A 1,327-nucleotide genomic window follows, 5' to 3' on the forward strand; every position below is an offset into this window, starting at 1 on the left:
CGATTCGTTCTCTGCGGGAGCATAATTGATTGGGCGAGGAATCAATCCTTACTGATTGCTCGCATGGTGGACGGTCATGATTCGCTGGTCGCGTGGTTAACCTCGGCTGCGGGAGCGGAATCGGCATGTATGCGCGCAAGGGCCTCTTTTTTTAAGGCATCCACCCGCTCCAAGAGTGCCGCCGCCATAACGGGTCGTCCGTCGGACGCATAGGTTACTGCAAGGTTCCCCATCGTGTTAATCGTCTGGATATGGTGCTCGCCCAAAAGATGGGTGCGGATGGCGAGCGCCCGTTCAAAGCAGGGGATCGCTTCCGCATACAAGCCTTGCCGTCCCAATGCTGCGGCAAGATTGATCAGGGCCATCGCGGTATCATAATGCATGGAGCCATCAAGTCGTTCACAGAGCATCAGCGCATGGGTATACAACGCTTGGGCGATGACATAATTGCCAAGCATTTGATGCGTCCATCCTAAGGTGGCGATCGACCGTTTGATTGCGTGGCTATACCCGCCATCGATGTGACTTTGGGCCTTGATTAATCGCTCATACATGGGTTGGGCTGCCGCAAAGTTGGGTTGCCGCTCGAGAATTTTCCCCAACCGAATCAAGACGGAGATAATCAATGCATCATCGCGTGTATGCGATTGGTCATGGATCTGCAACAACAGCGCATAAAAGGAGTGGGCTTCGCGCTCATGATTGCTCTTTTCGGCGGCCATGCCGAGGTGATCGAGAAAACGAAGTAGCTCCGCATGCGTTGGTTCTGGTGAACAATCGTGGTAAAGAGCGGAGGGATCGATCGGCAAGGCCGCGACCATGGCCGTCAGTGCGGTAGCATCGACATCCGGGAGTATGGTGGTCAGATGGGTGATCAGGGCGGCATAGGTTATCACTGGCATTGCTCCCTTCATTGGTCTCGTCAGGTTGGAGCGTGCGCGTTCGGTGTGGGTAGCGATCCACGACCATGAGGAGCCTGCCGCAACCATGCTGCGCAACCATAGCACGATGCGTCGATCTGGATACTCCCCCATGCAGGTGATTTTTCATTCACTCATGCCAGAAATGACCAAGCAATGGATCGATTAAGAACAAACCCCCACCTTAAGCACCCTGTGGGAGTTCCCAGGGAATTGCCACCCCGCATTGCCGTTCTGGTCGATGCGATTCGCGTGTGTCGTTGAAACGTGTCAGAAATACGTATACCCTATCTTGATGTCAAATTCCCCTTCAATTATTGTCAGAGTAGAGTTCTTTTTATCCTTTCTTGACAAATACCTTCACGGGTCTTAGACTCTATCCTGACAGTGCATCCACGAGGATACCA

General features: G+C 53.2%; 1 protein-coding gene. It reads right to left on the bottom strand.

From position 1 onward, the window contains the following. Window positions 1–74: 74 nt before the first annotated feature. The gene (locus tag SE18_RS00005; RefSeq protein WP_054532361.1) at window positions 75–902 is read right to left on the bottom strand and encodes a tetratricopeptide repeat protein; all 828 of its coding nucleotides are present in this window, start codon (window positions 900–902) and stop codon (window positions 75–77) included. Between the last annotated feature and the right edge of the window lie 425 nt (window positions 903–1,327).

It is taken from the genome of Herpetosiphon geysericola (assembly GCF_001306135.1).
Classification (GTDB): domain Bacteria; phylum Chloroflexota; class Chloroflexia; order Chloroflexales; family Herpetosiphonaceae; genus Herpetosiphon; species Herpetosiphon geysericola.